This window comes from Aeromonas crassostreae (assembly GCF_054052445.1).
Genome location: NZ_JBSTYM010000002.1, coordinates 139,673 through 165,100, shown reverse-complemented (window position 1 = coordinate 165,100; position 25,428 = coordinate 139,673). Strand labels below are relative to the sequence as shown.

Annotated in this window: 24 protein-coding genes; 13 read left to right on the top strand and 11 right to left on the bottom strand. The window is 63.7% G+C overall.

The window, feature by feature from the left end; genetic code table 11:
- Nucleotides 1-7 precede the first annotated feature (7 nt).
- Entirely contained in the window at nucleotides 8-649 is a 642-nt protein-coding gene (gene nudF / locus ACW5W4_RS02365) for an ADP-ribose diphosphatase (RefSeq protein WP_456688269.1), read from the bottom strand.
- A gap of 305 nt (nucleotides 650-954) precedes the next feature.
- Here nudF and tolC point away from each other — a divergent pair, with 305 nt between their 5' ends.
- Nucleotides 955-2,295, top strand: a complete 1,341-nt coding sequence (gene tolC / locus ACW5W4_RS02360; RefSeq protein WP_456688268.1) for an outer membrane channel protein TolC — start codon at nucleotides 955-957, stop codon at nucleotides 2,293-2,295.
- 75 nt (nucleotides 2,296-2,370) lie between these two features.
- Here tolC and ACW5W4_RS02355 read toward each other — a convergent pair whose 3' ends face one another.
- Together ACW5W4_RS02355 and hldE are read right to left on the bottom strand one after the other, a co-directional pair.
- The gene (locus ACW5W4_RS02355; protein ID WP_427260949.1) at nucleotides 2,371-2,700 is read right to left on the bottom strand and encodes an antibiotic biosynthesis monooxygenase family protein; all 330 of its coding nucleotides are present in this window, start codon (nucleotides 2,698-2,700) and stop codon (nucleotides 2,371-2,373) included.
- Nucleotides 2,701-2,769: 69 nt separating this feature from the next.
- Nucleotides 2,770-4,197 carry a bifunctional D-glycero-beta-D-manno-heptose-7-phosphate kinase/D-glycero-beta-D-manno-heptose 1-phosphate adenylyltransferase HldE gene (gene hldE, locus ACW5W4_RS02350; RefSeq protein ID WP_456688267.1) on the bottom strand — a complete coding sequence of 476 codons (1,428 nt, stop codon included), beginning with the start codon at nucleotides 4,195-4,197 and terminating at the stop codon, nucleotides 2,770-2,772.
- Nucleotides 4,198-4,406: 209 nt separating this feature from the next.
- Between hldE and lpxL the strand changes: the two genes are divergently transcribed.
- A complete protein-coding gene (gene lpxL, locus ACW5W4_RS02345) occupies nucleotides 4,407-5,330 on the top strand; it encodes an LpxL/LpxP family Kdo(2)-lipid IV(A) lauroyl/palmitoleoyl acyltransferase (protein ID WP_456688266.1) in 924 nt (307 codons plus the stop codon).
- A gap of 133 nt (nucleotides 5,331-5,463) precedes the next feature.
- Nucleotides 5,464-5,943 (top strand): energy transducer TonB, encoded by a 480-nt coding sequence (locus ACW5W4_RS02340; RefSeq protein WP_456688265.1) that lies wholly within the window; start codon nucleotides 5,464-5,466, stop codon nucleotides 5,941-5,943.
- 80 nt (nucleotides 5,944-6,023) lie between these two features.
- Here the strand turns inward: ACW5W4_RS02340 and ACW5W4_RS02335 are convergent, their stop codons facing one another.
- The gene (locus ACW5W4_RS02335; RefSeq protein ID WP_456688264.1) at nucleotides 6,024-6,998 is read right to left on the bottom strand and encodes a CYTH domain-containing protein; all 975 of its coding nucleotides are present in this window, start codon (nucleotides 6,996-6,998) and stop codon (nucleotides 6,024-6,026) included.
- A gap of 170 nt (nucleotides 6,999-7,168) precedes the next feature.
- On the opposite strand from ACW5W4_RS02335, the gene ACW5W4_RS02330 reads away from it, so the two are divergent.
- Nucleotides 7,169-7,849, top strand: coding sequence for a TIGR00153 family protein (locus ACW5W4_RS02330; RefSeq protein WP_042001894.1), 681 nt, complete (start codon nucleotides 7,169-7,171; stop codon nucleotides 7,847-7,849).
- 25 nt (nucleotides 7,850-7,874) lie between these two features.
- The gene (locus ACW5W4_RS02325; RefSeq protein WP_427260954.1) at nucleotides 7,875-9,140 is read left to right on the top strand and encodes an inorganic phosphate transporter; all 1,266 of its coding nucleotides are present in this window, start codon (nucleotides 7,875-7,877) and stop codon (nucleotides 9,138-9,140) included.
- Nucleotides 9,141-9,206: 66 nt separating this feature from the next.
- Here the strand turns inward: ACW5W4_RS02325 and ACW5W4_RS02320 are convergent, their stop codons facing one another.
- Nucleotides 9,207-10,448 carry a multifunctional CCA addition/repair protein gene (locus ACW5W4_RS02320; protein ID WP_456688263.1) on the bottom strand — a complete coding sequence of 414 codons (1,242 nt, stop codon included), beginning with the start codon at nucleotides 10,446-10,448 and terminating at the stop codon, nucleotides 9,207-9,209.
- A 144-nt stretch (nucleotides 10,449-10,592) separates the two neighbouring features.
- On the opposite strand from ACW5W4_RS02320, the gene ACW5W4_RS02315 reads away from it, so the two are divergent.
- From ACW5W4_RS02315 to mltC, 5 genes are all read left to right on the top strand, one after another.
- Nucleotides 10,593-12,161, top strand: a complete 1,569-nt coding sequence (locus ACW5W4_RS02315) for an ExeA family protein (protein WP_456688262.1) — start codon at nucleotides 10,593-10,595, stop codon at nucleotides 12,159-12,161.
- A gap of 55 nt (nucleotides 12,162-12,216) precedes the next feature.
- Nucleotides 12,217-12,891 carry a GspB family T2SS assembly factor variant ExeB gene (gene exeB / locus ACW5W4_RS02310; protein WP_456688261.1) on the top strand — a complete coding sequence of 225 codons (675 nt, stop codon included), beginning with the start codon at nucleotides 12,217-12,219 and terminating at the stop codon, nucleotides 12,889-12,891.
- Between the two features lie 180 nt (nucleotides 12,892-13,071).
- Complete coding sequence (mutY, locus tag ACW5W4_RS02305) at nucleotides 13,072-14,145, top strand: A/G-specific adenine glycosylase (protein WP_456688260.1); 1,074 nt, start codon at nucleotides 13,072-13,074, stop codon at nucleotides 14,143-14,145.
- Nucleotides 14,142-14,414, top strand: coding sequence for an oxidative damage protection protein (locus tag ACW5W4_RS02300; protein WP_042001876.1), 273 nt, complete (start codon nucleotides 14,142-14,144; stop codon nucleotides 14,412-14,414). The genes mutY and ACW5W4_RS02300 overlap by 4 nt, the downstream gene beginning before the upstream one ends.
- A gap of 150 nt (nucleotides 14,415-14,564) precedes the next feature.
- Nucleotides 14,565-15,668, top strand: coding sequence for a membrane-bound lytic murein transglycosylase MltC (mltC, locus tag ACW5W4_RS02295; RefSeq protein WP_427260960.1), 1,104 nt, complete (start codon nucleotides 14,565-14,567; stop codon nucleotides 15,666-15,668).
- 67 nt (nucleotides 15,669-15,735) lie between these two features.
- Here mltC and ACW5W4_RS02290 read toward each other — a convergent pair whose 3' ends face one another.
- Nucleotides 15,736-16,116 (bottom strand): YgiW/YdeI family stress tolerance OB fold protein, encoded by a 381-nt coding sequence (locus ACW5W4_RS02290; protein WP_427260961.1) that lies wholly within the window; start codon nucleotides 16,114-16,116, stop codon nucleotides 15,736-15,738.
- Between the two features lie 219 nt (nucleotides 16,117-16,335).
- Here ACW5W4_RS02290 and ACW5W4_RS02285 point away from each other — a divergent pair, with 219 nt between their 5' ends.
- Both ACW5W4_RS02285 and ompA read left to right on the top strand, forming a co-directional pair.
- Nucleotides 16,336-17,340 carry an SGNH/GDSL hydrolase family protein gene (locus ACW5W4_RS02285; RefSeq protein ID WP_456688259.1) on the top strand — a complete coding sequence of 335 codons (1,005 nt, stop codon included), beginning with the start codon at nucleotides 16,336-16,338 and terminating at the stop codon, nucleotides 17,338-17,340.
- 214 nt (nucleotides 17,341-17,554) lie between these two features.
- Nucleotides 17,555-18,610: a porin OmpA gene (gene ompA / locus ACW5W4_RS02280; protein WP_456688258.1), complete on the top strand. Its 1,056-nt coding sequence runs from the start codon at nucleotides 17,555-17,557 to the stop codon at nucleotides 18,608-18,610.
- 90 nt (nucleotides 18,611-18,700) lie between these two features.
- On the opposite strand, the gene ACW5W4_RS02275 is transcribed toward ompA, so the two are convergent.
- From ACW5W4_RS02275 to ACW5W4_RS02265, 3 genes are read right to left on the bottom strand one after another with little or no spacing between them, the layout of a single operon-like run.
- The gene (locus ACW5W4_RS02275; RefSeq protein ID WP_456688257.1) at nucleotides 18,701-19,264 is read right to left on the bottom strand and encodes a PqiC family protein; all 564 of its coding nucleotides are present in this window, start codon (nucleotides 19,262-19,264) and stop codon (nucleotides 18,701-18,703) included.
- Nucleotides 19,261-20,910 carry an intermembrane transport protein PqiB gene (gene pqiB / locus ACW5W4_RS02270; RefSeq protein ID WP_427260965.1) on the bottom strand — a complete coding sequence of 550 codons (1,650 nt, stop codon included), beginning with the start codon at nucleotides 20,908-20,910 and terminating at the stop codon, nucleotides 19,261-19,263. The genes ACW5W4_RS02275 and pqiB overlap by 4 nt, the downstream gene beginning before the upstream one ends.
- Nucleotides 20,903-22,168, bottom strand: coding sequence for a PqiA/YebS family transporter subunit (locus ACW5W4_RS02265; RefSeq protein ID WP_456688256.1), 1,266 nt, complete (start codon nucleotides 22,166-22,168; stop codon nucleotides 20,903-20,905). Before ACW5W4_RS02265 ends, pqiB begins: the two co-directional genes overlap by 8 nt.
- A 177-nt stretch (nucleotides 22,169-22,345) precedes the next feature.
- Between ACW5W4_RS02265 and hfq the strand changes: the two genes are divergently transcribed.
- On the top strand, nucleotides 22,346-22,708 hold the full coding sequence (gene hfq, locus ACW5W4_RS02260; protein ID WP_005895045.1) for an RNA chaperone Hfq: 363 nt from the start codon (nucleotides 22,346-22,348) through the stop codon (nucleotides 22,706-22,708).
- 185 nt (nucleotides 22,709-22,893) lie between these two features.
- On the opposite strand, the gene ACW5W4_RS02255 is transcribed toward hfq, so the two are convergent.
- Together ACW5W4_RS02255 and ACW5W4_RS02250 are read right to left on the bottom strand one after the other, a co-directional pair.
- Nucleotides 22,894-23,484: an HAD family hydrolase gene (locus tag ACW5W4_RS02255; RefSeq protein WP_456688255.1), complete on the bottom strand. Its 591-nt coding sequence runs from the start codon at nucleotides 23,482-23,484 to the stop codon at nucleotides 22,894-22,896.
- Nucleotides 23,485-23,686: 202 nt separating this feature from the next.
- Nucleotides 23,687-25,384 carry a diguanylate cyclase domain-containing protein gene (locus ACW5W4_RS02250; protein WP_456688254.1) on the bottom strand — a complete coding sequence of 566 codons (1,698 nt, stop codon included), beginning with the start codon at nucleotides 25,382-25,384 and terminating at the stop codon, nucleotides 23,687-23,689.
- Nucleotides 25,385-25,428 lie beyond the last annotated feature (44 nt).

Here is a 25,428-nt window from a genome sequence, read left to right as displayed (position 1 = left end):
CGCCACCTCAGCGCTCCGCCAGCCAGCGGGCGCGCAGCTCGCCATGGTTGAGGGCCAGCCATTGCAGGGCGATGACGGAGGCGGCGTTGTCGATGCGCCCCTCCTTGAGCCAGGTATAGGCCTGTTCGCGGCTCACCCTGTGCACCCTGATGTCTTCACCCTCCTCTGCCAGACCGTGGATCCCCTCGGCCCGGCTGGCATCCACCTCGCCCACGAAGACCTCGATGCGCTCCGTGCTGCCACCCGGGCTCACCAGGTAGCTGATGGCGTGTTCGCAGCGACCCACCTCGATGCCCGCCTCTTCCACCGCCTCGCGCCGCACCACGGCCTCGGCGGTCTCCCCTTCATCTATGATGCCGGCCACCAGTTCCAGCAGCCAGGGGGTGAGACTGGTCTCGATGGCGCCGATGCGAAACTGCTCCACCAGCACGATCTCGTCCCGAACCGGGTCATAAGGCAAGAGAGCGGCGGCATGGCCACGCTCGAACAGCTCGCGCACTATGGGCTCATTCCAGCCCCCAGCAAATAACCTGTGCTGCAAACGATAGACATTCACCTTGAAAAATCCGTTATATCCAGCTGATTTTTCAATAATTTTTATATCTTCCACGCCGTAGTGGCCGGTTTCTGGCAAGGCTTGCTGCGACATCCGCGACTCCCGTCGGCTTGACTTGGCCCGGTTAGACCATAAAATCCGAGTTCATGAATGAACATTCATTCACTCACGCTCGGCATCGATGAGCGATGGATTTTAGCAGTCACAGGGCATTTGGCTAGGCGTTGGAGGGAGAAACCCCTGCCGCGTCTGCCTGGCGTCCCCGACCAGAACCGGATGGCTTTCGTTAAATTTTGCGGATACTGACTCGATTAAGCTGAAATCCGGCTTGGTTGGTGACAATATCTTTCCTACATCCAGCGGCAGCTTCGAGTTAATACATAAGGTTAAGAGAATCTATGAACAGAACACTCCTGTCAGTCATGGTCCTGCTCGGCCTCAGCGCCAGTGCCCAAGCTGAAAACTTGCTCGACATCTATACCCAGGCGCAGCAGAAAGATACCCAGCTGCTGGAGTCCAAGGCCGTTCGCGATCAGGCTTTCGAGAAGATCAACGAATCCCGCGCCACCCTCTTGCCCCAGATCAACCTGGGCGCAGGTCTCAACTACCTGGACAACAAGAACGATACCCAGACCAACAACAATGCCACCGGCAGCCTGTCGTTGGATCAGTCCATCTATCGTCGCAGCAACTGGGTCAATCTTGACCTGACCGAGAAGAGCGCCACCCAGTCCGACGTCGCCTATAACCTGACGGTGCAGCAACTGATGGTGCGCACCTCCCAGGCGTACTTCGATGTGCTCAAGGCCCAGGACACCCTGGAGTTCGTGCGCGCCAACAAGGCGGCGGTCGAGCGTCAGCTGGAGCAGACCCAACAGCGCTTCGAGGTGGGTCTGACCGCCATCACGGACGTGCATGAAGCGGAAGCCTCCCGCGACCAGGCCCTGGCCGACGAGATCAGCGCCGAGAACACCCTGGACAACAGCTACGAAGTCCTGCGCGAGCTGACCGGGGTCGATCACCGCAACCTGGACGTGCTCAACACCGAGCGCTTCACGCCGCAGAAGACCGCCTTTGCCTCCGACAAATGGCTGGAACTGGCCCTGGACAAGAACCTGGAGCTGCACAGCGCCCGCATCGGCAAGGACATCGCCAAGGAGCAGATCGATCTGGCCAAGACCGGTCATGAGCCCACCCTGGATCTGGGCGCTGGCCTCAGCACCGGCTATTACGACTACAAGAACGAGAACATCAACTCGGACGGCAACACCCATCAGGCCAACGTCGGGCTCACCTTCTCGCTGCCGCTCTACAGTGGTGGCGCGACCAGCTCCCAGGTCAAGCAGGCCCAGTACAACTATGTCGCCGCCAGCGAACAGCTGGAGCGCAGCTTCCGCTCGGTGCAGAGCAGCGTGCGTTCCTCCTATAACAACGTCAACGCCAGCATCGGTTCGGTCCGCGCCTACAGCCAGTCCGTCATCTCCGCCGAGAGCGCCCTGAAGGCGACCGAGGCCGGTTACGAGGTGGGGACCCGCACCATAGTCGACGTGCTCGACTCCACCCGCAAGCTGTATGAAGCCAAACAGAAACTCTCCGAGGCGCGCTATGACTACATCCTCAGCATCCTCAGCCTCAAGCAGGCCGCCGGCGTGCTGGAGCAGAAGGACATAGAGGAGATCAACCAGGGGCTGATGCTGGCCCCGGCGGATGCCCCCAAGAGCAGCAACCGCAGCTACTGATCCGGCTCCTCCGAGTGAAAAGGCGACCCCAGGGTCGCCTTTTGTCTCTCTACTGGTCAGGTTTGGCCGGATGCGTCACGCCATGCCATATTCCCGCTCCACCAGGGCAATGCGCACCCGATAGGCGCTGTACCAGTCCTGACGCCCCCGCCGCTGGGCCACACCGTGGTCGACCTGCCCCTTCCACTGGCGGATGGCGTCCAGACTCTGCCAATAGGAGACGGTAATGCCGAGCCCATCCCGGGCCGACTCCATCCCCAGAAACCCCGGCTGCTCCCGGGCCAGGGCGACCATCTGCTCGCTCATGGCGCCATATCCCGCATCCCCCTCCCGGCGCAGGGAGCTGAAGATCACCGCATAGTAGGGCGGGGTCAGGGCCAGCAGGCCGGTGTCACTCTCGCTCATCGCTCACGTCCTCTCTCCTTGATAAAAGCGGGTCATAAAAAAACCCGGCCGGGGCCGGGTCTGGTTGACTCATCCGCGCTCGCGGATGGTCTTGATGATGTCGCTGGTGGAGCAGCCGTCCTCGAAGTTGAGGACCCGCACCTCGCCACCGTTGGCGGTCACCTCGTCATAACCGGCGATCTGTTCGGGCTGGTAGTCACCGCCCTTGACCAAGAGGTCTGGCAGGATCTCGGCGATGAGGCGCTGGGGAGTGTCTTCGCCAAAGGGCACGACCCAGTCCACGGCGCCCAGGGCCGCCAGCACCGCCATGCGGCGCTCGGTCGGGTTGACCGGGCGACCCGGCCCCTTGAGGCGGCGCACCGATTCGTCGGTATTGACCGCGACGATCAGCCTGTCCCCCAGCTTGCCGGCGTTGGCCAGGTAGGAGACGTGGCCGGCGTGCAGTATGTCGAAACAGCCGTTGGTCATCACCACCTTCTCGCCGCGGCGGCGGGCGGCATCGACCGCAATCTTGAGCTGCTGCTCGGAGAGCACGCCAAAGCCGGTCTCGTGCTCGTTGTAGAGGGCATTGGCCAGCTCGACCGGGCTCACGGTGGAGGTGCCCAGCTTGCCGACCACGATACCGGCGGCGGTATTGGCCAGGGCGCAGGCCTCGTCCAGGCTCTTGCCCGCGGCCAGGGCGGTGGCCAGGGTGGAGATGACGGTGTCACCGGCACCGGTCACGTCATACACCTCGTGGGCCTGGGCCGGCAGGTGCAGCTCATCCTGGCCAGCACGGATCAGGGTCATGCCGTTCTCGGAACGGGTCACCAGCAGGGCATCCAGCTCGAAGCGCTCCACCAGCGCCAGGCCGCGGCTGACCAGCTCCTGCTCGCTCTTCACCTTGCCCACCACCGCCTCGAATTCGGACATGTTGGGGGTGAGCAGGGTGGCGCCACGGTACTTCTCGAAATCCGTCCCCTTGGGGTCCACCAGCACGGGAATGCCGGCGGTGCGGGCGCGGGCTATCATGCCGGGCACGTCGTTGAGGGCGCCCTTGCCGTAGTCGGAGAGGATCATCACATCGGCCTGGGGCAGCGCCTGCTCCACCTTGCTCATCAGCAGGGCAGGGTCGACTGCGTGGAAGCCCTCCTCGAAATCGAGGCGCAGCAGCTGCTGGTTGCGGGACAGCACCCGCAGCTTGGTGATGGTGGGGTAATCGCCGAGGCGCACGAAGTCGCAGGCGACCTTGACCCCGGCCATCTGGCCCGCCAGCGCGTCGGCGGCCTCATCCTGCCCGGTCAAGCCCAGCAGCACGGCGTGGGCGCCGAGCGCAGCCGAGTTGAGCGCCACGTTGGCCGCGCCACCCGGGCGCTCCTCGATGTGCTCCACCTTGACCACGGGTACCGGCGCCTCCGGGGAGATACGACCGGTGGGGCCATGCCAGTAGCGATCCAACATGACATCGCCGACGACCAGGACGCGGGCTTTTTCAAAATCGGGCAGGGTGATCTTCATCTGTATCGACTCTCAAAACCTGAAAAATCAGCAGGGGATTTTATCACACTCTCCGGCGCCGTGTTAAAAAAGCCATGGGGCGCACCATTCGCCAGCGGCACGGCTTTTCGGCTAGAATCCCCCGATTGCGAGTGACCCATTCGCACGGGCAGCCATCCCCCGTGCCGACTGGGCTCCCCTAGTGTGCATCTGCGAGCGAGAGACTCTTCATGGCCCAAGACAATGTTCCCCGCCTCACCCCAAGGCTGTTTCATCCCCGCTACTGGGGCAGCTGGCTTGGCCTGGGCCTGCTCTGGCTGCTGGTGCTGCTGCCCTGGCGCAGCCAGATGTGGCTCGGTCGCCAACTCGGCACCCTGGCCCGCAACGTATTGAAATCCCGTGTCAAGATTGCCCGTCGCAATCTGGAGCTGGCCCTGCCCGAGCTCAGCCGCGATGAGCGTGAAGCCCTGCTCAGGCAGAACTTCGAGAGCGTGGGCTGCGCCATCTTCGAGGTGGGCATGGCCTGGTTCTGGCCCGACTGGCGCATGCGCCAGCTGATGACGGTCAAGGGGGAGGAGCATGTGCAGGACGCCGTGGCCCGAGGCCAGGGCATGCTGCTGCTCTCCTGCCATTTCCTGACCCTGGAACTCAATGCCCGCTGCTTCGGCCTGGTGCGGCCCGGGGTCGGCGTCTATCGTCCCAACACCAATCCCGTGCTGGAATATGCCCAGTACCACGGGCGCTGCGCCTCCAACAAATACCTGGTGGATCGCACCGACGTGAAGGGGATGATCAAGGCCCTGCGCAACGGCGACGCCCTCTGGTACGCGCCGGATCACGACTATGGCAGCCATGCCAGCGTGTTCGTGCCCTACTTCGCGGTGGAGCAGGCCGCCACCATCACCGGCACCGCCACCCTGGCCCGGGTCAAGAACAGCGTCACCCTGCCCTGCTACAACATCCGCACCCGCCATGGTTATGAGCTGCACATTGGCGCGCCGCTGACCGACTACCCCAGCGGTGACGAGGTGGCGGACGCCACCCGGGCCAACCGGGAGATAGAAGCCGCCGTGCGCCAGGCCCCCGAGCAGTACATGTGGCTCCATCGTCGCTTCAAGACCCGGCCCAACAAGAGCGATCCCGGCTATTACTGATGCATTCAGTGTTGAAAAAACCGCCACGGCGGTTTTTTTTAACATTTTTTGCCGTAAAAGGTTTTCAATCGCAGCCTGATATTTTATTAATAATCAAAGTGATAAGCAGGGCCTGGCCCACGAAGGGAAGCAAATGCACATGATGAGAAGCCTGTTTCTAAGCGCCGCCACCCTGATGGTCTGCGCCTGCAGCCAGCAGTCTCCCCCCCTGGATCTCGGCCCCAGAGCGCTGAGCACCCCCGCCGAGATTGCAGCCCACTGGCAACCCAGCCGCAAGATAGAGCCCCGCTATCCCAGGGACGCGGTCGCCGCCGCCGAGATGGGCTGCGCCACCCTGGAGTATCTGATCACCCCGACCGGCGAGGCCGCCCAGGTGCGCATCGTCTCGCGCAGTGACGAGCGTTTCTCCGACGCCGCCATCGAGGCGCTCTCCCGCTGGCAGTGGCAAGCGACCGAATTCAACAAGAGCCATCAGGCCCTCAAGGGCCAGACCCGCTTCGACTTCTGCATCGAGGTCAATGGTCAACCCTGCGAGCAGACCCCCCTCGCTCAGACCTGTCAGGGAAGCGACCCCGTCATCAGCACGGCCCGGATCTATACCCAGGTGCGCTGAGCGCCTGTCTCGGAAAACAAGCGCGGGGCCCCAGGCCCCGCGCTTGTTTCATTCCAACTCTGCTTGCACCCGACAGTAGTCTATTGCCGCAACCAGGCGATGATGGCGAGCTGCAACACCACATAATCGGCCCGGGCCAGCCAGCGGCGGCGCCCCGCCTCATCGAGCTGCGCCAGCTCGGCCAGCAGCGGCGCCATCTCCTTGCCCCACTCGGGGGCCGGCTCGCCCATGGCGATGCTGTGCGCCACTGCCTGGCCTATCAATGCCAGACCCGCCACCAGGCCCGGCCAGGCGCTCATATCCTGTTGCAGCGCACAGATCTGCTCGTGATGTTGCCACTGCTCCAGCCCCAGCTGTATGCGTTGGCGCGGCGAGAGTGCATCGAGATCGCCTGGCTGCGGCAAGACCCTGGCCACCAGGGCCTTGCCGAGTCCGGCCAGCCGATAGCCCCGCTGCGCCTTGGACTGTACCCCCAGCCGCAACCCGGGCATGGCCCCCAGGCGCTCTGCCAGGGCGAGCAGGGCTGCCGGCGAGCCGCTCTTGAGTTCCAGTTCCAGCTCGTCGATGGCCTCGCGCCCCTCCTGGCCGACTATCTCCCCCCTGTCCCAGGCCAGCTCTATCTCGGCCCCCTGCCAGGCGATCAGCCAGTGGCGGCGCAGGAAATCGGTCCGAAACTGGGGCACCAAGGCCGCCTGCAACGCGGCCAGATCCTCTCCTTGCGGCCAGATGCTGGCGGGAAAATCCGCCAGGCAGGGGCGTTCCCCTCGCACCGGCCCGTTGTATTCGGGCCTGGCGTGCAAGCCGCCCAGCCCCTCCCCCCGGCACTTGATGGTCTGTTCGGCAAAATCATCGCTGCGGCGAATGCGCAGCCCCATGTCGAGCCGGCGCAGGGCCAGGTCCCGGGTATCGAAATAGATGTTGCCGAGCTCAACCTCGGAATGAGAGACAATAGTGAGTGAATTCAAAAATATATCCAGCTTGTTCGCCATGCTGTCGGCGGGGTCGCCGAGGGCGGGATCGGCGACGAGGAATTTGATTTCAATCTCGGTTTGCATAGGTTTTCCGGGCGAAAAGGGAGTGGGGGGAGGCGATGGCCACAGGCCGCGGATATAATGCCTGCGTGACGTTAAGATGAAGTTCGCTGTTTTATTGGTCGCGCAGTTCGGTTACCATGCGCGCCTCATAGAATCGTATCGAGTGTTTTTTCACCGACACAGGTTTGACCATGCCAGTAAATACTATTTTGGGCCTTTTTGCCAAGTCACCCATCAAGCCGCTGCAAAAGCACATAGTGAAAGTTCACGAGTGTTCCCAGCAGCTTATCCCCTTCTTTGACGCCATCGCCGATGGTCGTTGGGACGATGCAGAGCGGATCCGCCAGCAGATCTCCCAGCTGGAAAAGGAAGCCGACATCCTCAAGCGCGAGATTCGTCTGAAACTGCCCCGTGGCCTGTTTCTGCCGGTGGCGCGCACCGACTTGCTGGAGCTTTTGACCCAACAGGACAAGATAGCCAACCGTGCCAAGGATATTTCCGGCCGCATGCTGGGCCGTCATATGGAATTCCCCTCCGAGATGCGTGCCGACGTCATGGCCTATCTCAAACGCTGTATCGATGCGACCGCCCAAGCCGAGAAAGCCATCGGAGAACTCGATGAGCTGCTCGAGACCGGCTTCAAGGGACGTGAAGTGGAGATGGTTGCCGAGATGATCCATCAGCTGGATCTGATCGAGGACGATACTGACACCATGCAGATTGGTTTGCGGCAGAAACTCCAGACCCTGGAGCACAACTACAACCCGATCGACGTTATTTTTCTGTACAAGATCCTCGAATGGGTAGGTGATCTGGCGGATCAGGCTGAGCGTGTAGGCGCCCGTCTGGAACTAATGCTGGCTCGTTCCTAATCGACTGACTGGGTAAAAATTACTAATGGACATTATCGCGAATTACGGCACCACTCTGGTGCTCGTGGCGGCCTTGTTCGGCTTTTTGATGGCCTGGGGCATAGGCGCAAATGACGTCGCCAATGCCATGGGCACATCGGTCGGCACCAAATCCCTGACCATTCGTCAGGCCATCATCATCGCCATGATCTTCGAGTTCGCCGGGGCCTACCTGGCCGGTGGTGAGGTCACTGCGACCATACGCAATGGCATCATAGACACCACGGCCTTCACCGACAGCCCGGATATCCTGGTGCTGGGCATGATTGCCTCCCTGCTGGCGGCCGGTCTCTGGCTGATCCTGGCCTCCTACTTCGGCTGGCCGGTCTCTACCACCCACTCCATCATCGGCGCCATCGTCGGCTTCGCCGTGGTGAGCGTGGGGCCGGAAGCGGTGCAATGGAGCAAGTTCGGCGGCATCGTCGGCTCCTGGGTGGTCACGCCGGCCCTGTCCGGGGTCATCGCCTACTTCATGTTCATCAGCGTGCAGAAGCTCATCTTCAACACCGATGATCCCCTGGCCAACGCCAAGCGTTACGTGCCCTTCTACATGTTCCTCACCTCCCTGGTGATCTGCCTGGTGACCATCAAGAAGGGGCTGTCCCACGTCGGTCTGCACCTGAGCAACGGCGAAGGGATCCTGCTCTCCGTGGGCATCTCTGTGGCCGTGGCCATCGCCGGCTGGTTCTACATTCGCGGTCAGAACTACAACCCGGTCGATGACAACAAGATGCACTTCGCCAACGTGGAGAAGGTATTCGGCATCCTGATGGTGATCACAGCCTGTGCCATGGCCTTCGCCCACGGCTCCAACGACGTGGCCAACGCCATCGGTCCCCTCTCCGCCGTGGTCTCCACCGTCGAGAGCGCTGGCCAGATCACCGGTCAGTCCTCCATCGCCTGGTGGATACTGCCGCTGGGTGGCATCGGCATCGTCATCGGTCTGGCGACCATGGGCGAGAAGGTGATGGCGACCGTCGGTACCGGCATCACCCACCTGACCCCGAGCCGTGGCTTCGCCGCCCAGCTGGCGACCGCCGCCACCGTGGTCATCGCCTCCGGCACGGGTCTGCCCATCTCCACCACCCAGACCCTGGTCGGTGCCGTGATGGGCGTTGGCCTGGCCCGCGGCATCGCGGCCCTGAATCTGGGGGTGCTGCGCAACATAGTGGTCTCCTGGGTCATCACCCTGCCCGCCGGCGCCATCCTGGCCATCGTCATCTTCTACGTGCTGGAAGCCTGCTTCTCCTGACGCGGCCAAGCCAGCCAGCAAAAAGCCCGGGTCACAGACCCGGGCTTTTCTTTATCTGAACCAGCGTCACTCCTCGCCGAGGAAGGTCCAGTCGTCGCGCACCCGGCTGATGGCATCGAGCCGCCGCTTGGCGAGCTGCTGGCGGATCTCCTCCCCCTTGAAACCGGCCGCCACTATCTCCTGCACGGGCACCGCCTGCGCACCAGCCAGGGCCGCCGCCACATAGTCGGGTTCGGCATAGACCCGCTCCTCGAAGCCGGTGCGGCCATGGAAGTCGGCGCGGCAGGCGTCCAGCAGCTGGGCGAACCGCTCGGGCCTGCGCCAGGCATCCGCCTTGTCGAACACCTTGAGCAGAGTGGCCGGCTTGAGCTCGAAGGCGATGTGGATATGGGTGTGCAGATCGCTCACCAAGAGCGCCAGATCCCGGCACTCCCCAGGCACCTTGAAGCGCTCACAGAAATCACGGATGAGGGGCAGTCCCTTCTGGCCATGGCCGTGATGGCTGGGCCAGAACGCGGGCGGGGTCAGCCCCTTGCCAAAGTCGTGGCACAGGGCGGCGAAGCGCACCGCCAGCGCGGGGGAGCGTTGGCAGGCCTGCTCCAGCACCATCAGGGTGTGGATGCCGGTGTCTATCTCAGGGTGCCACTTGGCGGGCGCCGGCACCCCGAACAGGGCGTCGAGCTCGGGGAAGAGCGCCTTGAGGGCGCCGCACTCGCGCAGCACCTCGAAGAAGACCGCCGGAGTGGGCCCCATCAGCACTTTTTCCAGCTCCTTCCAGACCCGCTCCGGGGTCAGGTGGGCCAGCTCGCCAGCCGCGGTCATCTCCCGCATCAGCCCCAGGGTCTCGGGCGCCACCACGAAGCCCTGGCCGTGGAAGCGGGCGGCGAAGCGGGCGACCCGCAGGATGCGCAGGGGATCCTCACTGAACGCCGGGGAGACGTGGCGCAGCAGGCGCGACTCGAGATCCGCCAGCCCGCCATAGGGGTCATGGAGGTTGCCCTGCTCATCCTCGGCGATGGCATTGATGGTGAGATCCCGGCGCAGCAAGTCCTGCTCCAGGGTAACATCCGGCGCCGCGTGGCAGACGAAGCCGGTATAGCCCAGGCCCTGCTTGCGCTCGGTACGCGCCAGGGCGTACTCCTCATGGGTCTCGGGGTGGAGAAACACAGGGAAGTCGCGGCCGACCTGGCTATACCCCAGCGCCAGCATCTGGGCCACGGTCGCCCCCACCACCAGGTGATCCTGATCGCCTTGGGGCAACCCCAACAGGCGATCCCGGATCGCCCCCCCTACCAGATAGATCTGCAAATCGACTCTCCCCTCATGGATCCAGTCCCGATTATATCGGCTTTGCCCCCCGGGTACGATGACCCCACCAGATAGGGTTTCCGGGTCTTTGACATAACCCCGGTGAGGCTTTAACCTGCCGCCATCACAATGGAATGGATCCTTATGTACACACAGTTCTTCGGTCTGTCGGAAGCGCCCTTTTCCATCTCCCCCAACCCCAAGTATCTCTACATGAGCGAGAGACACGGGGAGGCGCTCGCCCATCTCAATTATGGCCTGCAAGATGGCGGTGGCTTCGTGCTGCTCACCGGCGAGGTGGGGACCGGCAAGACCACTGTGTCCCGCTGCCTGCTGCAACAGCTGCCCGCCGACACCGAGATCGCCTACATCCTCAACCCCTCCCTCACCGAACGGGATCTGCTGGCGGCCATCTGTGACGAATACCAGCTCCCCTATGACAAGGATGCCAGTCTCAAGACCCTGTTCGACCTCATCCGCGATCACCTGCTCGCCAATCTGGCGGCGGGCAAGCGCAGCGTGGTGCTGGTCGACGAGGCCCAGCACCTGCTGCCCGGAGTGCTGGAGCAGTTGCGCCTGCTCACCAACCTGGAGACCGACGAGAAGAAGCTGCTGCAGGTGATCCTGATAGGCCAGCCCGAGCTGCAGCAGATGCTACGCCAGCCCTTGCTGCGCCAGTTGGCCCAACGCATCACGGCCCGCTACCACCTGCTGCCCCTGTCTGCCGGGGATCTCGATGCCTATGTCCGCTTTCGCCTGCAGGTGGCCGGCTGCGTGCAACCCATCTTCACCCCCAAGGCCATCGCCACCCTGCACCGACTCTCCGGCGGCATTCCCCGCCTCGTCAACCTCATCTGCGACCGCGCCCTGATCGGTGCCTTCGCCCGCGCCAGTCACAAGGTGAACCACAAGGACATCAGTGTGGCCGCCTATGAGGTGAGCGGCATCCGCGACGAGGGGAGCTGGCAATCCGGTCTGGCGATTGCCCTGGCGGGGGCCCTGCTGGTCGCCCTCGGCTGGTGGGGCTGGCAGCTGGCTGGCGTCTTCCCCGAGCGCCCCCGCATCAAGGTGGAGGTGCCGGTGACGGTCGATGAGACCGCAGAGCAGCAGGAGCAGCTGACCCGCGCCATCAACCAGGCCTTGGAGCCCGAGGTGGCCATGCAGAATCTCTACAAGGTGTGGGGCTATCAGACCAGCCGCGAGGAGGCCAGCTGCGACAGCGCGCCCCGCGCCGGGTTGCGCTGCCTGGAGGGCGAAGGCTCCCTGGCCGATCTCCAGGCCCTGCAATACCCGGCCCTCGTCAGTCTGAACGACGAGCTGGGCGGCCTCTACTACGCTACCCTCACCCAGCTCGGGCCCGACAAGGCCTCCCTGCTCATCGGCAAGCAGAGCTGGCAGGTGGAGCGCCAGTGGCTGGAAGACAACTGGGGCGGCAGCTACACCCTGCTCTGGCGTCTGCCCAAGGGGGGTGTGGCCCTCATTGGCAGCAATGCCGGCGCCGAACAGGTGCAGTGGCTCGACACGGCACTGAGCCGCGCCCTGCAACAGCCCGAGCGCAAGGTGCGCCGCTTCGATGCACAGCTCAAGGCCAAGTTGCAGCAGTTCCAGCGCGAGCAGGGGCTGACCCCGGACGGCATCGCCGGCAGCAATACCCTGTTGCGCCTCAACGTGATGGCGGGCGAGCCCATGCCCAAGCTGGAGGAGGCCTCATGATGCCGCGCCCGTTTCTCCCCCGCCCCCTACGCCCGTGTTCTGGAGTGACCGCCTGATGTCGACCCTGCTCAAGGCCCTGCGCCGGGCCGATGCGCCCCAGCATGCCCCCCACATTCCCGCCATGGGCCTGCCAGTCAGCCGGGAGGAAGAAACCGATCGCCCCTGGCTCTGGTGGGCGCTGGTGCCCCTGGCCATCGTCATGGGGGCGGCGGCCAACTACGGTTGGCATCTGCTCCATAACAAGCCCATCGAGGAGCGGGTCGAGGTCGAGGAGCGGGTCACGGCCCCCTTCATGCGGGTCGAGCCCAGGGCCATGGTCACCCGCCCCCTGCCGCCGCCCCTGCCCGAGCCCGTGGTCCAGCCCAAACCGGCCCAGGCCCAGGCGAGCCAGACCAGAGGCAGCCAGGATCTCGCCCAGCTGCTGCAAAACGCCCTCAACAACGTGCCCCTGGCTCCCGAGCCCAGTCGCCCCGCCGCCGCGCCCCAGGTGATGCCCATCGCGGCCCTGGCACCCGAGCTGCGCCAGCAGGTGCCAAGGCTCGCCTATGGGGCCCACCTCTACTCCTCCAACCCGGCCAAGCGCAGCGTGGTGATCAACGGCCGCGAGGTGCGGGAGGGCAATGAGGTGGCGCCCGGGGTACAGCTCCAGGCCATCGCCCAGGATTACATAGTGCTGGGGGTGGACGGCCAGTCCGTCAGCCTCAAGGCCCTGCAGGACTGGCCGGGCTGACCCCGGCCCCGAGCCCCATTGGCGGGCCGAATGACAAGAGTGGAGAGGGAGCCCGAGAGCTCCCCTTTTTAATCAACAAGATGAGAGCCAATATGGGTCAATTGCGCCACCCGCCGCCCCGGATACCCGGGGCCTGGAGCATGACCCGGTTGGGCTTTTCATCCCTGACATGAGCACAACGTGAGCAATTCGAGCAACGCCACCTTCGCCAGCCGCATCCTCGACTGGTATCAGATCCATGGGCGCAAGACCCTGCCCTGGCAGCAGGAGAAGACCCCCTACCGGGTCTGGGTCTCCGAGATCATGTTGCAGCAGACCCAGGTCGCCACCGTGATCCCCTACTACGAGCGCTTCATGGCCAGCTTCCCCGATGTGCTGGCCCTGGCCGATGCCCCCGTCGACGAGGTGCTGCACCACTGGACCGGCCTGGGCTACTACGCCCGCGCCCGCAACCTGCACAAGGCCGCCCGGCAGATCCGCGATGACCATGGCGGCCTGTTCCCGGAGCGGCTGGAGGAGGTGATGGCCCTGCCCGGCATAGGACGCTCCACCGCGGGCGCCGTGCTCTCCCTCTCCCTCGGCCAGCCCCACGCCATCCTGGATGGCAACGTCAAACGGGTACTGACCCGCTGGCTGGCGCTGCCGGGCTGGCCCGGCCAGAAGCAGGTGGAGCACGATCTCTGGGAGCTGGCGACCCGCCTCACCCCAAGGCTCGGGGTCGCCCACTACAACCAGGCCATGATGGACATGGGCGCCACCGTCTGCACCCGCAGCAAGCCCGCCTGCGAGCGCTGCCCGGTGCAGAGCGATTGCCAGGGGCTGTCGCAGGGCAACCCCACCGCCTACCCTCACTCCAAGCCCAAGAAGAGCATCCCGGCCCGCAGCGGCATCATGCTGATGATCCGCCAGGGCGACCAGCTGCTGCTGGAAAAACGCCCACCCCAGGGGATCTGGGGCGGGCTCTACTGCTTCCCCCAGGTCGACAGCCTGGAGGCCGTCACCGCCTGCCTGAGCCGTCTGGGGCTGAGCGAACAGCCCTATCGGGAACTGGCCGGTTTTCGCCATACCTTCAGCCACTTTCACCTGGATATTCGCCCCCTGCTCATCGAGCTGACGGCGCCGCCACCCGCCTCGCTCATGGAAGCCGATACCCGACTCTGGTATAACTTGTGCCATCCCGACGAGGTCGGTCTGGCCGCCGCCACCGCGCGCCTGCTGCGCTATCCCGACTTGCAACCACAGAGGTCAACATGAGCCGTACCGTATTTTGCCAACGCCTGAAAAAAGAGGCCCCCGGCCTGGATTTCCAACTCTACCCGGGTGAGCTCGGCAAGCGCATCTTCGACAACATCAGCAAGGAAGCCTGGACCGAGTGGCAGCGCAAGCAGGTGATGCTGATCAACGAGAAGAAGCTCAACATGATGAACGTCGAGCATCGCCAGCTGCTGGAAAAGGAGATGGTGAGCTACCTGTTCGAGGCGGGTGAAGTGGACATCGAAGGTTACACCCCCCCCAGCCAGTAACCAGGCGCCAACCCCTAGAGTGAGCCGGGTCGTCCCATCCAGGGGCCTGGCCACCACAGACCAGCAGTACAGTGAGCCAGGAGGCGACGCCTCTGCCGGCTCGCAGCCGATGCGTGACGGGCGGCCTGACCGCCCATTTTTGAGGATCCTATGGGCCGAATTTTTTGGTTGCTGTGTGCCACCTTGCTGCTTTTTGCCTGCTCATCCAGCCCCAAGCCCGGCGGCGACAAGGATGAGGATCTGGTCAATGGCAAGGATGTGCGCGGCTTCGAGCACATGATCAGCGCCCTCTCCCATAACGTGAACGAGATATGGGGCCGGGAGGCGCTGTTTGCGGGCAAGTTTGACTACGTCAAATACACGGACGAATACAAGAGCCGGGCCCACATCGACTTCTCCAGCGGCCACATCATGGTCGAGACCGTCTCCGGGCTGGATCCCAAGGCTCACCTGCGCCGCGCCATCATAGAGACACTGCTGACCCCGGATGATCCGGCGGAAGTTGATCTCTATTCGGATCGGGAGATACTGCCCGGCGGCGAGCCCTTCCTCTATGGCCAGGTGCTGGACAACCAGGGTCAGCCGATCCGCTTCGACTGGCGCGCCGAACGCTACGCCGACTACCTGCTCAGCACCGCCATGAAGAAGCGCACCCTGGGCATTCGCAACATCTTCTACGTCGATATCCCCATGGTGGCGAACCACGAGGACAAGCGCGGCTACAAGTACGCCAGCATCATACGGGAGGCGTCGCGCAAGTACGGGGTCGCCGAGAGCCTCATCTATGCGGTGATCAAGACCGAGAGCAGCTTCAACCCCTATGCGGTCAGCCACGCCAACGCCTATGGCCTGATGCAGGTGATCCCCGCCACCGCGGGACGGGACGTCTACGTGCGGGTCAAGGGCAAGAACGGTCAGCCGACCCGGGAGGATCTGTTCAACCCGGCCTACAACATAGACGTGGGCACCGCCTACCTGCACCTGTTGCAGACCGTCTATCTGGCCAATATCGAGGATCCCCGCTCCCGGCGCTATGCGGTGATCTCTGCCTACAATGGCGGCGCGGGCGGGGTGCTCAACACCTTCTCCCGGGATCGCAAGGCCGCGCCCGGCATGATCAACCGCCTCTCCCCCGAGGCCGTCTACCAGATCCTGACCGAGCAGCACCCCAAGGCGGAGGCCCGTCGCTACCTCTACAAGGTCAATCAGGCCGAGAAGGGCTTCAAGCGTGCCGGCATCAGGCGCGCCGGCTGATCCTGGCCAAGATGACAAAGAGGGCGCTCCAGGAGCGCCCTCTGTTTTTCCAGCCCGAACCGGTCGGTTACTTGGCGATAAAGCCACCCTTGCTCTGGGGCGTCGCCCCCACCTTCTCCAGATGCTCCACCTCGACCTCGGTCTTGTTCCAGCTGTGGTCCACTTCGCCGCGGATACGGATCAGGTCGTTCGGGCCCACTTCGGTGCCGCGCCACACGTCTTCGTCCACTTCCACCTCCACCTCGCCGCTGTCATCGCGGAAGGTATAATTCTCGCCGCCCAGATGCTTGACCAGCTTGCCCTCCAGAGTCACCCACTGATCATCTGCCACGTCTTTCAACTGGGCGACCGAGACCTTGTTCTGCTCCTGGGGGCCGGTATAGGCCGCCATGGCGAAAGAAGAGACGGACATCAGGGCCACCAGGCCAATTACCTTTGCTTTGTTCATTTCATGCTCCTGTGGTTTCAGCAATGACCCCGTCAGTGGGGGTATGGGCCCATGATGTCAGGGGGAGCGTGAAACGAACGTGAAGCAACCCATTTGGGTGAAGCCGCCATGAGCGCAATCGCTTTCGGGCTAAACGGTGATTGTTGGATCAAATTCGGCAAGGTTACCATCCTCAAATGACTCGCTACTCTGGCGGGTCCCTGCCCGATGAGATACTCCATGTTAAGAGCCTGTTTTGTCTGCCTGCTGGGTCTGCTGGCCCAGACGGCCCAGGCGGTCGAGCCGCCCGCCTTTTCCCGCATCGTCATGTTCGGCGACAGCCTGTCAGACACCGGCAAGATGTATGACAAGATGCGCGGTTACCTGCCGTCCAGCCCGCCTTACCACCAGGGGCGCTTCTCCAACGGCCCCGTCTGGCTGGAGCACCTGGCGACCCATTTTCCCGGCCTGAAGATAGCCAATGAGGCCGAGGGCGGCGCCACCGCCCTGGCCTATAACAAGATCTCCTGGCATCCCAAGTACCAGGTGATCAACAACCTGGATTACGAGATCACCCAGTTCCTGCAAAAGGATGCGCTCCAGCCGGACGATCTGGTGATCCTCTGGGTCGGCGCCAACGACTACCTGGCCTACGGCTGGAACACGGAGCAGGATGCCAAACGGGTGCGCGATGCCATCAGCGATGCCGCCAACCGCCTGGTGCTAAATGGCGCCAAACAGATACTGCTGTTCAACCTGCCGGATCTGGGTCAGAACCCCTCGGCCCGCAGCCAGCAAGTGGTCGAGGCCGCCAGCCATGTCTCCCGCTACCACAACGCGCTGCTGCAAAACTTGGCGCGCCAGCTCGCCCCCACCGGCCTGGTACGCCTGTTCGACATCGACAAGCAGTTCGACGAGATGCTGCGCGAGCCGCAGAACTTCGGGCTGAGCGACACCGAGCACGCCTGCTATGACGGCGGCTATGTCTGGAAGCCGTTCAGCGCCCGCAGCGCCGCCAGCGACGACCAACTCGCCGCCTTCGCCCCCGCGGAGCGCCTCGCCATCGCCGGCAACCCCCTGCTGGCCCAGGCGGTGGCGAGCCCCATGATGCGCAAATCCGCCCCCCTGAACTGCGAAGGCAAGATGTATTGGGATCAGGTCCATCCCACCCGGGTGGTCCATGCCGCCCTCGGCGAGCGGGCCGGCGCCTTCATCGAAAGCCAGTACGAATTTATCCCCAGATGACGCCTCCTCCCTGGGCAAGTGCCAGCCCTTGCCCGTCCCCGATATCCCCTCAATCCCACCCTGCTGCCATGGGAAAATAACTATCGTTATTTCAGTTAGTTGAAACCTTTTCAAAAGCGACTAACTTTAATGCGTCCTACGGCCATGACCGCCGGACCAAAAAGGGAAGGCCATGACGGCATGCTTCCTTCATATGAAACTGCAGAGGCACGATATGAACAAGTCATTGATTGCATTGATTGTTTCTGGATTGCTGGCGGCAAACGCCCAGGCGGCAGGACAAGACAACACCTGGTATACAGGTGCCAAACTGGGCTGGTCCAACTTCTATGGCGTCGATCACAATGACGCCATCAAGGACGCGGCCGACATCACCAAGGAAGATAATGACGATCTGGGGGCCGGTGCCTTCGTCGGCTATCAGGTCAATCAGAACGTCGGATTCGAGCTGGGTTACGACTGGCTCGGCAAGTACCGCTACGAGGCCACCGACAAGCTGGACTCCACCATGAAGGGCAAGGATGACGTGAGTGCCCAGATGGCGCAGCTGACCATGAAACTGGGCTACCCGGTCGCCGACAGCCTGGATCTTTATGGCCGACTCGGTGGCGGCTACGCCTGGACCGACAGCCGGGAGCTGGACCATGATCGCGGCGCCGTCTTCGTCGGTGCCCTCGGCGCCGAATACGCCATCGATCGCAACTGGGCCGCCCGCTTCGAATACCAGTACACCACCCCCCTTGGCGACATGGGCATGGACCACACCGGGGTCGAGCTCGACAACGGTCTGCTCTCGGTCGGCATGCTCTACCGCTTCGGCCAGGAGGCGCCGGCCCCGGCCGTGGTACCGCCCCCTCCTCCCATGCCGCAACCGGTCGAGCACACCTTCAGCCTGAGCTCGGACGTGCTGTTTGACTTCAACAAGGCGACCCTCAAACCCGAGGCCAGCCAGGCCCTGGATACCCTCTACTCCCAGATAGAAGCCGCCAGACCGACGGACGGCACGGCCACCGTCATGGGGTATACCGACCGGCTCGGCTCGGATAGCTACAACCAGACCCTGTCCGAGCAACGGGCCCGGTCGGTCGCCGACTACCTGGTCGGCAAGGGACTGCCTGCCGACAAGGTGCAAATACAGGGCATGGGCGAGAGCAACCCCGTCACCGGCGACAGCTGCGCCAGCGGCAGCAAGCGCGAGCTGATCGTCTGCCTGGCACCGGATCGCCGGGTCGAGGTCAAGGTGGAAGGGGTCTCGGAGATGGCGCAGTAAACGGCGGCCCATCTGATATACAACAACGGGAGGCCTGGCCTCCCGTTTTTCATGGTCGCGTTCGGCCAGGCTGGCGCCTGTCCGAGTGCATCACCCCTTGCGCAGCTCGGCGGCAATCTGGTCGAGCAGCTGCTGCCAGCCCAGGCCAAGCTCGCTCACCAGGGTGCCGTAGCCATCGCTTGGCAGCACCCGCTCCAGGTGGAAGGGGGTATCCTGCAGCACACGGCCATCCTCGGCCAGCAGACGCCAGCGCCCGCTCAGCACGGCACGGCCGTCGAAACGTCCCTGAAAACGCTGGACCCTGATGGTGAGCACAGGCCCCTGACGGGCCCCATCCTGACGCACCACCCAGCCCGGCAGACGGGCGGAGAGACCATTTTGGGTCAGCTGGTTGAGCTGGCCATCGAGGGAGCCGGCCCAGCGCTGGTACTCGGTGAAGTAGAGCTCCTTGCCCTCCATCTGATAGACCAGCTTGCTGGCGTCCAGCTCATCCGAGAGGGCGACGGGATGCAGCACCAGCTGGTGCTGGGGGCGGCTGATGGGCGCCGCCTGGGCTGAACCGTCGGCATCCAGGGAGTAGTAGTGCAGCGCCGGGGCGCTGCTGCACCCGGCCAGCAGACCGGTCAGGGCCAGGGCCGTGATGAGTCGTTTCATTGGGTACCTCGCTTGGGTTCAGGATCCTTGGGTCGGGCCCGATCGAAGATGAGTGAGCTCGGCTGTTCGTTGAGGGAGTGCACCAGGGGCTGCAGTTCACGCATCAGCTGATTGAGAGACTGCACGGACTGACGCAGCTCCTGATTGGTCTGGGAGGCACCGTCATAGCTGCGCAGCGTCTCCTTGAGCTGGAGCAGGCTGGCGTTGAGGGAGGCCGGCAGCTGCTGGGTCGCCTGCTGGCTGGTGAGCTTGTCCAGATTGGCGCTGAGGGAGCTGACGTTTTTCATGGTCTTGTCCAGGTTCGCCAGGCTGCTGTTGACCTGGGCCAGGGTGGTTTCCATGTCCATGTCGACAAACTTGTCGAGGATGAGGTTCACCTTGCGCTCTATCTGATCCAGGCCGCCCTGGGTGGTGGGGAAGACTTCGAAGCCGGCCATCTTGTGCGCCACAAACCGGGGGGCATCCGGATAGAAGTTGAGATCGATCACCTTGCCCCCGGTGAGCAGGCTGGCGGTCTTGAGGGTGGCCCGCAGACCCTCCTGGAACTGCTTGCTGAACAGCTTGCGCCACTGCTCACGCTCGGCGTTGGCATAACGATGAGAGAGACGCTGCACCTCGATGCGCGCCAGCACGGGGATCACCTTGCTCTTGAAGATCTGGGTCGCCTTGTCATCGATCAGGTAGGGGGCCGACACCACTGTGCCGACCCGCACGCCCCGATACTCCACCGCCGCCCCAGGATGCAACCCGGCCAGGCTGGCATCAAACAGGAAGACATAATCGATGAACTGATCCAGGCTACCGGCCAGCACGCTGCTCTGATCCTTGAACAGGGTAAAGGTGTCGCTGTTGCTGACCGCGTCCCCCGCTACCCAGCCGGCGGGCAGGCCGACCGTGATGCCGCCATCGAGCAAACCCTCGAGCGAATCCATCTTCACCTTCATCCCCTCGCTGGTGAGGGAGGCCTCGAAGCCCGGCGTCATCCAGAAGCGGGAGTTGCTGGTGATCAGGGCGTCATAGGGAGCATTGACGAAGATCTGGTACTCCAGTTCGCTGCGCTCGGGCAGGAACTTCACCTCCTCTACCTGGCCTATGGTGTAGCCCTGGTACTGGATCGGCGAGCCGATGCTGAGGGAGCGGGTCTCCCGGCTGAGCAGGGTCAGCCTGAGCCCCTTGGCCGAGAGGGAGGCCAGGGGCGGCTTGTCGAGAATGGCGTAACGGCTCTTGGCCTTGCCCTGCTTGCCCGGAGAGAGCTCGATATAGGCGCCCGATAACAGGGTGCCGAGCCCCGAGACCCCATCACGACCCACCCTGGGCTTGACCACCCAGAACTGGGTGTCGCCCTTGAGCATGTTGGCCGCGTTGTTGGAGAGACGCGCCGTGATGACGGCATGGCTGTAATCGTCGCTCAGCTCCACCGTCTCGATACGGCCCACGTCGACCTCACGGGAGCGGATCACCGTCTTGCCCGCCACTATGCCCTCGGCCGTGGCCACGGTCAGCTGGATGCTGGGCCCTTGTGAATACCAATGCTGAAACAGCATCCAGACGCCGATCAGCAGGGCCACCATGGGCACCAGCCAGATGGCCGCCGCCGAACCGAGCAAGTCAGAGCCGGCCTGTTTTACTGTCTTACGCTCACTCACGTTCGCGCTCTCCTTGTTGTAAATCCCAGATAAGACGGGAATCGAAACTCATGGCCGCCACCATGGTGATCAGCACCACACCGGAGAAGGCGACGGCGGCGGGACCCGGATAGATGGTCATCAGGTTGTCGAGGCGGATGAGGCCGGCCAGTATGGCCACCACGAACACGTCGATCATCGACCAGCGGCCGACAAATTCCGTCATGCGATAGAGCTTGAGCTTGCCCAGCGGCGAGGCGCCGTCCCCGCACTGCACCCGATAACAGAGCCAGAACAGCGCCAGTATCTTGGCCAGGGGCACCACCACGCTGGCAATGAAGATGACGGCGGCGATGGGGTAGGAACCCATGGACCAGAGCAGCACCACCCCCCCCAGGATGGTGGAGGGGCTGGTATCGCCGAGAAAGACGGTATCCATGATGGGATAGAGATTGGCCGGAATATAGAGGATGGCCGAGGTGATCAGCAGGGCCCAAGTGCGCGCCAGACCGCCCGGCTTGCGGCTGTGCAGGTAGGCGCCGCAGCGCCGGCAGCTGTGCTGGCCCTGCTCGCCCAGGGCGCCGCAGAGGTGACAATTGACCAGACCGGCCTCCCGGGCTCCCATGTCAGGATCCAGCTCGCGCTCCTCGGTCGGCCCGAACAGCCGCTGCCACAGCCAGAGGCGATCCAGGGAGGAGATGGTCTTGATCAACAGCAGGGTGTAGCCAACGAAGGCCCAGAAGGAGAGCCCCATCTTGATGTCGGCCATGCCCATCAGCTTGACCAGGGAGATGAGGACGCCAATGAGGAACACATCCACCATCAGCCAGGGCTGGATCCGGCACAGCAGGCGGCTGAGAGATCGCAGCGCCTTGTCGTGCATGTGTTTGTCGAGGCGCCACAGCACCAGCATGATGGAGCCCAGGTAGACCAGGGGCAGGCCGATCAGAGTCAGGCTGAGCACGGCGCCGAGGAACAGGTAACCCTCCTCCACCAGGGTGGTGATGCACTGCAGGAAGGTCATCTCCTGGCCCAGACCCTTGGCGGAGAACGACATGAAGGTGAAGCTGTTGGCGAGCACGAACATGACGATGGCCGCCATGCCATAGGCGATGGGACGGCGCGCCTGATCCGGCAGATTGCGGGTCAGCACATGACCACATCGCTCGCAATGACGGGCCTCTCCCGGCGCCAGCAAGGTGGCAGGGGCCAACAGATCGCACTCTTCACAGGCGGTCGGATCGTGGCGATAGGGTGACAATGGGGAGCTAGCAGGCAATTCGACATCTCTGTTTGGGGCCAACTTGGGCCATGAAGCCACGATTATCGCAGCAGGGCGTCCGGGCCACCAGCCCCTATCTCACCCCATCGATGGGGCCGCGATAGAATGACTTTGACAAGCCAGTGGCCATTTAGCACAATCAAACGCCACTTTTTTTCCGCGGGACAATAATTTATGACAACCGAATCCCCCAGCTACGCCACCATTGAGCAGGCCTTCTCCCTCGGGAACGGGCAAGATTCTGCCCTCAACTGGCTGCGCAAGAACCGCAGTCAGGTCGCTATCTTCCTGGTGAGCGGCATCAAGCTGGAAGGCACCATCAGTGGCTTCGACCAGTACAGCGTCTTGCTGACCGATGCCCATGGCAATCAGCAACTGGTCTACAAGGCCAAGATCTCCACCATCGCCATGCACTCGGGTCGCCCCCAGGTCAACATCCAGCGTGCCCGCAAGCCCCGTGTCTCCATGGCGCCGCGCCCCCATGGCGCCCCCGGCCGCTACGACAACAACGACCAGGGCGGCAGCAGCGAGCAGTAAGCCGCCTTGCCAGCGAGCCCGCCTCTCGGGCTCCTCTCCTGCATCTGGCGCCTGGCTGCAGGCCGCCGACAGAGGTTCACTCCCCATCAGCTTGTCCCGCCGGGAGTGACCCCTCTACTCCAGATCCCACCCGCCATGGCCGCGCCACGTGCCTGGTTGCCCCGGCCTGCGCCGGGGGCAGCTGTTTAATCCGGCAGATTGCCGGGCACGCCATCCTTGATGAGGCATGACGCCATGCCGGCCGCCTCGGCGGCGGCCAGCCCTATGCCGGTATCCTCGAACACCAGACAACCGCCAGGGGCGACCCCCAGCCGCTCGGCCACCAGCAGGAAGGTATCCGGATTGGGCTTGTGCCGGGTCACGTCGTCCGCGGTCACCACCACGGGGAAGTAGCGATCAAGGCCGGTATTGCGCAGCACGGCCTCGGCATTGACCCTGGGCGACCCCGTGCCCACCCCCATGGGGATGCGGCCATGGTAGCGCTGCACCAGCTCGAGCATGGCGGGGAAGACGGTCGCCTTGTGCAGATTCGCCACATAGTGATCCGTCTTGCAGTGGGTCACCGCCAGGGGATCGAGGGCGATGCGCTGATGCTCGGCCACCAGCAGGGCTATCTTGCGGCTGGGCATGCCCCCCAGCTCGTAAAACCAGTCGGCGTCAAACGCGAAGCCGAACTCGCGGGAGGCATGCTCCCAGGCCGCCAGGTGCAGCGGCATGGAATCGACCAGGGTACCGTCCAGGTCGAAGACCAGGCCTTGATATCGGGAGAGGGTCATGGGCTCTGTCACATCGAAAAAAGGAGCCCCATTCTAGCAGCCCGCCGGCAAGAGGCCATGGCCTGGGCGGTCAAAATGTGCGCCGCACTGGCGGCTGGTGGCGTCAGATGCCAGGGCCCGGCCGTCGCCACGCAAGGGGTTGGATGTGTGATGCGGCCAAGGCTGCCCACCAGGCCAGGCTTGATTGGCGCTGGGCCATCATCTAGGCGATCGAGATATGCTCGGTAGGCAAGTCATGGGGATCGAAGCTCCGGCTGCAGGCACGCCCCGCCGACTTGGCGAGATAGAGTCCCTGATCCGCCTGCTCGATCAACTGCTCCCATTGCATCTCCTGATCCGGCGCCCGATAGCTGAAGCCGATGCTGACCGTGAGGTGGGCCTTGACCCGGGAGGCGGGGTGGGGAATGGCGAGCCGGGCCAGCTGGTGGTGGATCCGCTGGCAGAGGAACTCCGCCTCACCGGGCTGGGGATTGCACAGCAGGATCACGAACTCCTCGCCCCCATAGCGGGCCACCAGGTTGGTGCGGCGCCGCTCGCACTCCTGCAGCAGCTGGGCGACCTGGCGCAGGCAGAGATCCCCCTTGCTGTGACCGAAATGGTCGTTGTAGGCCTTGAACTCATCGACATCTATCATCAGCACCGCCAGCAGGCCCTGCTGACGGCGAGCCGCCTCCCACTCCCGCGCCAGGGTCAGATCCCATTGGCGGCGATTGGCGATGCGGGTGAGGGGATCCTCCATGGAGAGCAGGGCGAGCTGCTGGTTGGCCTGCTCCAGTGCCTGATTCGCCTGCGCCAGCGCCTCGTTGGTTTCGGCCAGCAGCCGGGTGCGGGCGGCGACCCGCTCCTCCAGATCCCGGTTGAACAGCTCGAGGGCGGCGTGGTTGCGCTGACGGATCAGCAGCTGGGAGAGCATGGCGGCAAACTGCTTGAAGATCTCGCCATGGTAGGTCTTGATGGGCCGGCGCTGGAGCAGGTTGTCGGCGGCTATCCAACCGATGGGGGTGTCACCGTCCCACAGGGAGACCATGGCGTTCCAGCCACGGCCCACCTCCTGCTGCTCGTAATAGAGAGGGGCATCCTCGAGCACCAGTACATAATCCTTGCGGCGCAGGGCCTCCTGCACCACGGGGTGGGCCGGGATCGGGCTGACGAAGTGACGCTCGTCCGTGATCTCTCCCGCCTCGTTGGTGCCCCAACTGCCCTGCATGGTGGTGAATTCGGCGTCGATCAGGAAGATGGCGACCCGATCGAACTGCAATGAACTGCGCGCCAGCATGACGGCATCGTGCAGCAGCTCCGACTCGCCGCGACAACCAGAGAGATGGACGCCAACCTGGTGCAGGGACTGCAGCAGATCGAGGAAGGATTGCTGCAATGCCTGGCTCCGGGCGAGGGAGTCCTGGGTGGTGAGCCGCTCGCTGCGCTCCTGGCTGACCAGGTTGCTCAGCATCCGGCTCTCCAGCTCGGCGGCGAGGTAGTGCATCAGCAGCTGGATGCCCTGCTTCTGACGGGGGGTGAGGCGATCGAGCCGACGGCGGGTTTCCAGATAGACACCCCCCTCGAGCCCCTGCTGGCGCTTGAGGGGAAAGCAGGCCCTCAGCTGGGTCGGCGGCGCCTCCACCGACTCCTGCCAGCCCCCGGCGTCACTCATCAGCTCGATGAGCAGCTGGCCCTTGGTCAGCGCCTGCTCGATGAAGGGAATGGGCAACCCCAGTCTGCCGGCATGGTCGGGCACCATGGCAACCAGGCCATGCTCGGGATCGAAGGCGAACAGCTCCCGCTGAGGCTTGTTTAGCCACAGATAGATACGGTCTGCCTCGGTCTTTTCCCTGATGGTCGCCAGCGTCACCTCGCAGAGGTGCTCAAAGCTGGTGAAGTGCTCCGGATCCCATTCCAGCATGTCAATCATCCTCAACTGAACCCGGGCAGTATATATAGCACGGG